Source organism: Ramlibacter sp. (assembly GCF_035706265.1).
In the GTDB taxonomy this organism is placed as follows: Bacteria; Pseudomonadota; Gammaproteobacteria; order Burkholderiales; family Burkholderiaceae_C; genus Ramlibacter.
This window is the reverse complement of the sequence record NZ_DASSVG010000572.1, coordinates 1-4,501: the sequence shown is the minus strand read 5'-3', so window position 1 is coordinate 4,501 and position 4,501 is coordinate 1. Positions and strand designations below refer to the sequence as shown.

Below are 4,501 nucleotides of genomic sequence, written 5' to 3'. Positions count from 1 at the left end.
GCGGGCGACCTGCTTGTAGGTGTCGGGTTCGAGGAAGCGGAAGGCCAGGTCTTCCATCTCCCACTTCACCTGCCAGATGCCCAGGCGGTTGGCCAGCGGCGCGAACACCTGCAGCGCCTCGCGCGCCACGGCCGGCGGCATCGGCTGCTTGGTGGCCGCGTAGTGGCGCAGGGTCTGCAGCCGCGAGGCCAGGCGCAGCATCACCACGCGCAGGTCGCGCGAGAACGCGAGCAGCATCTTGCGCACGTTCTCGGTCTGCACCCGCTTGTCTTCGAGGAAGTGCTCGGCGCCGCGCGCCTGCTGCTGCACGCGCACCAGCTTGGTCGTCTCGATCGCCAGCGCGGCATAGCTCTCGCCGAACGCCTTGGCAATCACTTCCTGCGGCTTGTTCAGGTGCGGGCAGGCGTACACGAGGTAGCTCGCGGCCTGCATCGCCTCGGAGCCGCCCATGGCCTTGAGGATGGCCGCGACGGCGTCGGCATGGGCGAGCGTGTTCTCGCCGGTCTCCAGCGTCTCGCCGGCGATCAGCGGCTCGGCGAAGGCCCGCGCGCGCTGCAGCGCGTGGACCTGCTGCGGCAGCGCCTGTTCGGCGGCCGCCACCAGTTCGGGCAGCCGCTCACCCTGTTCCGCTGTATGGCTTTTCATCGGACGCGGATTCGTTGTGCAGGAGGAAGGCGGCGACCGCCTCGACCTGGTTGTGGGCGACGAGCGTCGGCGCATGGCCGACGCCCTGGAATTCGAGCAGGCGCGGCCGCGGGCCGCGGCGCGTCATCTCCAGCGCGGTCTCGCGCGAGAGCAGGTCCGATTCGGCGCCGCGCAGCAGCAGCGTCTGCGCCCTGACCGCGTCGAAGAGCTGCCACAGCGCCGCCTGCCCCTGCTGCGCAGCCGCCTCGGTGACGGTGCGGAAGGGGACCGCGATCGCCGGGTCGTAGTGCAGCGTGAAGCCGCCATCCGGCAGCGGCCGGACCATGGCCTGCGACAGGGCCAGCCACTGCTCGGGCGTGTGGGGGCCGAAGCTGCGCGAGATCTGCCACATCGCGTCGGCCGCCTGCTGCACCGATTCGAAGCGGCCGGTGTTCCCGAGATAGGTGCCGATGCGCTGCAGCGCCGTCCATTCGATCACCGGGCCGACGTCGTTGAGCACCAGGCGGCGCACCGGGACGGGCAGCGGCAGCTTGGGCGTGCCGCACAGCGCGAGCCCGATCAGCCCGCCCATGCTGGTGCCGACCCAGTCCAGCGTTTCCAGCGGCGCGGCGCCATGGAGCTGCGCCAGCAGCTGCAGCATGTCGGCGGTGTACTGCGGGATGGCATAGCCCTGCGGATCGGCCAGCCAGTCGCTGCGGCCGCGGCCGGCCACGTCGGGGCACACGATGCGCAGCGGCTGCGGGCTGCGCGCGAGCAGTGCCTGGGCCAGCACGTCGAAGTCGCGCCCCTGGCGCGACAGGCCGTGCACGCAGACGATCGCGTGCTTCGCCTCGGGCGCGCCCCACAGCCAGTACGCCATGCGATGGCTGCCGACGGCATCGGGGCAGGATACGTAGTTCAGCGTAGGAGCGGTCATGGATGCGCGGGGCAACCGGAAGCGATTACGCTCGCTTGCTCGGCTGCTTCATTCCCAAGATTATCCCGGAGAGGAGAACACCCCATGCTGAAAGGCAAGACCGCCCTCGTCACAGGCTCCACCAGCGGCATCGGCCTGGGCATCGCCAAGGCGCTGGCCCGCCAGGGCGCCAACATCGTGCTCAATGGCTTCGGCGACGTCGAAGGCCCGAAGGCCGAGATCGCCGCCCTCGGCGTGAAGGTCGGCTACCACGGCGCGGACATGAGCAAGCCCGCGGAGATCGAAGCCATGATGCACTACGCGGCCGAGACCTTCGGCCGCGTCGACGTGCTGGTCAACAACGCCGGCATCCAGCACGTCGCGCTGGTCGAGGATTTCCCGCCCGAGCGCTGGGACGCGATCATCGCGATCAACCTGTCGAGCGCGTTCCACACCAGCCGGCTCGCGCTGCCGGCCATGAAGGCCGCCAACTGGGGCCGGATCATCAACGTGGCTTCGGTGCACGGCCTGGTGGCCTCGGCGCAGAAGGCCGCCTATGTGGCCGCCAAGCACGGCATCGTGGGCCTGACCAAGGTGACGGCGCTGGAGACCGCCACCACCGGCGTCACCTGCAACGCGATCTGCCCCGGCTGGGTGCTGACGCCCCTGGTGCAGAAGCAGGTGGACGCCCGCGCCGCCGCCGAAGGCCTGAGCAACGAGGAGGCGAAGAAGCAGCTGCTGGCCGAAAAGGAGCCATCGCTGCAGTTCACCACCCCCGAGGAACTCGGCGAGCTGGCGGTGTTCTTCTGCTCGGAAGCGGCGAAGAACGTGCGGGGCGCGGCGTGGAACATGGATGGGGGTTGGGCAGCGCAGTAACAGCCAAACATCCGGACAGCCGAGCAGCCGGACGCAAAGGACGCGAAGATACGCAAAGAACGCAAAGAAATTCAAGGATGTTCTTTTGCGTCCTTTGCGTACCCTTTGCGTTCTTTGCGTCCGGCAATTGGGGGTTCCGGCCGTCACTCAGCCAGCTTCAACTCGTACGGATGCGTGAGCTCGAAGCGTTCGTCCGCGAGGTCGTAGTCCCAGCGCTCCACGTGGCACACGCGCGGCGCGCCTGCTGCGGGCGGTGACCAGCGGATCAGGTTGACCGAGTTCGGCGTGTTGTGCCGCACCCGGTACGACAGGGCCGTGCCGGCCTGGATGCAATAGAGGGTGCGTGAGGCCGTCTTCACCCGCGTGCACACGTCGCTCACGAACGGCAGGTGGATGTGGCCGCCCAGCAGCAGGTCCGCGCCGGCATGCGACCAGGCCAGCGCCGCCTGCTCGCCCCCGTGCAGCCGGTCCTTCTCGTCCTGCGGCCGCATCACGCAGGCCGGCTGGTGGGTGACGACGATCCGCAACTGCTCGCGCGGCGCCCCGCGCAGCCGCTGCACCACCCGCCGGATCTGGCGCGGCGACACCACGCCGTCCTTGTGGCGCTCGGGCCGCGTCGTGTTCACGCCGATCACCAGCACGTCGGCGAATTCCAGCTCCGGCTCCAGGTTGTGGCCGAACGCGCGGGCATAGCTGCGGTAGGGGGCGAACAGCCGCGCGGCCACGTTGAAAAGCGGGATGTCGTGGTTGCCCGGCAGCGTCAGCAGGTGGTCCACGTGGAGCGAATCGCAGAACGCCCGCGCCGCCGCGAACTGCGCGCTGCGGGCCCGCTGGGTGATGTCGCCGCTCAGGATCGCCGCCGTGGGCTTCTCCTGCCGCACCAAGGCCTGCAAGGCGGCGACCACGGGCCCCTCCTCGGTGCCGAAGTGCGTGTCGGAGAGATGCAGGATGACGGTCATCGCACGGGCAGGCGCAGCTCCGGCGGCGGCAGCATCACCTGCAGCGGCCGCGGCGCCACGGTGAAGCGCAGCGGCAGCTGCATCCACGTGACCTCGCCGTCGGTGGCCACCTTCAGCCGCCGCGCGCCGCGGGCGCCGACGGCCAGCGTGCGCAGGGTGAAGCTGTGGATCTCCGGTTCGGCCGCCAGCCGGCCGCAGGCGGCCTTGAACAGCATGCGCAGCTTGGTCCAGGGGCTGGTGCCGCGCACCAGCAGCCCCGCGAGCCGCCCTTCGCCGACCTGCGCCACCACCGCCTCTTCCACCCCCACCCGCTCCAACTGCAGGCGGTTGTTGCAGACGAAGACGCTGGCCGTGCGCAGTTTCGTCAGCTGGCCGTCGAGCTCGGCGTCCAGCACCAGCTGCAGCCGCCATTCCAGCAGGCTCTTGAGGGCGGCCAGCATCGCGATCCAGCGCCGGCGGCCGAGCCGCTGCTTGACCACTTCGCGGTCGGCCAGCAGCTTCGGGTAGAGCCCCACCGACGCGTTGACCAGGAACACCCGCTGGTTCACCCAGCCCACCTGCACCGGCTCCGGCCGTGCCGCCAGCAGGGCCCGCACCGCCTCGGCCGCCTCCAGCGGCAGCCCGTGCTCGCGGGCGAACAGGTTGAAGGTGCCCTGGGCGACCACGCCCAGCGGGCAGTCGTGCGCCAGCGCCGCCTGCGCCGCGCAATTGAGCGTGCCGTCGCCGCCGACGGCGACCAGCACGCCACCGTGTTCGCGCGCCATCCGGGCCGCGTCCTGGCAGGCCTGGACGATCTCGCCCGGCGGCACCGGAACGAAGCGATGGGCGCGGCCGGCGCGCTCCAGTTCGGTGACGACGGCGGCGCGCACGTCCTCCCCCTCGTGGCTGCCCGAGCCGCGGTTCATCACGATGAAGAACTCCGGCTGCGCCCGCGCGGCGGCGACGCCGTCCTGGTCGGCGGAGTCGGAAGCGGGCAGGACGGCGGCCATGCAGGGCAGCTTAGCCGCGCCGCCCGGTCCGCCCTGTCGGACTGAACCGGGCGCCGGCATCCGCCGCCGCCCGGCGCCGGATCAGCGCAATTGCACGGAGCCCGAGACGGTGACCGTCACGGCGCTGCGACCCGGCT

The 4,501-nt window shown here is 70.8% G+C and carries 5 protein-coding genes; 1 reads left to right on the top strand and 4 read right to left on the bottom strand.

All coding sequences use genetic code 11. From position 1 onward, the window contains the following. Both VFM98_RS20535 and VFM98_RS20530 read right to left on the bottom strand, forming a co-directional pair. The coding region (locus VFM98_RS20535) for an HD domain-containing protein (RefSeq protein ID WP_325111752.1) at positions 1 to 645 on the bottom strand (645 nt) is incomplete at its 3' end. Continuing rightward, positions 617 to 1,561, bottom strand: a complete 945-nt coding sequence (locus tag VFM98_RS20530; RefSeq protein WP_325111751.1) for an alpha/beta hydrolase — start codon at positions 1,559 to 1,561, stop codon at positions 617 to 619. The genes VFM98_RS20535 and VFM98_RS20530, both read right to left, overlap by 29 nt. 84 nt (positions 1,562 to 1,645) lie before the next feature. Between VFM98_RS20530 and VFM98_RS20525 the strand changes: the two genes are divergently transcribed. Continuing rightward, a complete protein-coding gene (locus VFM98_RS20525) occupies positions 1,646 to 2,416 on the top strand; it encodes a 3-hydroxybutyrate dehydrogenase (RefSeq protein WP_325111750.1) in 771 nt (256 codons plus the stop codon). 143 nt (positions 2,417 to 2,559) lie between these two features. On the opposite strand, the gene VFM98_RS20520 is transcribed toward VFM98_RS20525, so the two are convergent. Further along, entirely contained in the window at positions 2,560 to 3,375 is an 816-nt protein-coding gene (locus tag VFM98_RS20520; RefSeq protein WP_325111749.1) for a metallophosphoesterase, read from the bottom strand. Continuing rightward, positions 3,372 to 4,364: a diacylglycerol/lipid kinase family protein gene (locus VFM98_RS20515; RefSeq protein ID WP_325111748.1), complete on the bottom strand. Its 993-nt coding sequence runs from the start codon at positions 4,362 to 4,364 to the stop codon at positions 3,372 to 3,374. The genes VFM98_RS20520 and VFM98_RS20515 overlap by 4 nt, the downstream gene beginning before the upstream one ends. Between the last annotated feature and the right edge of the window lie 137 nt (positions 4,365 to 4,501).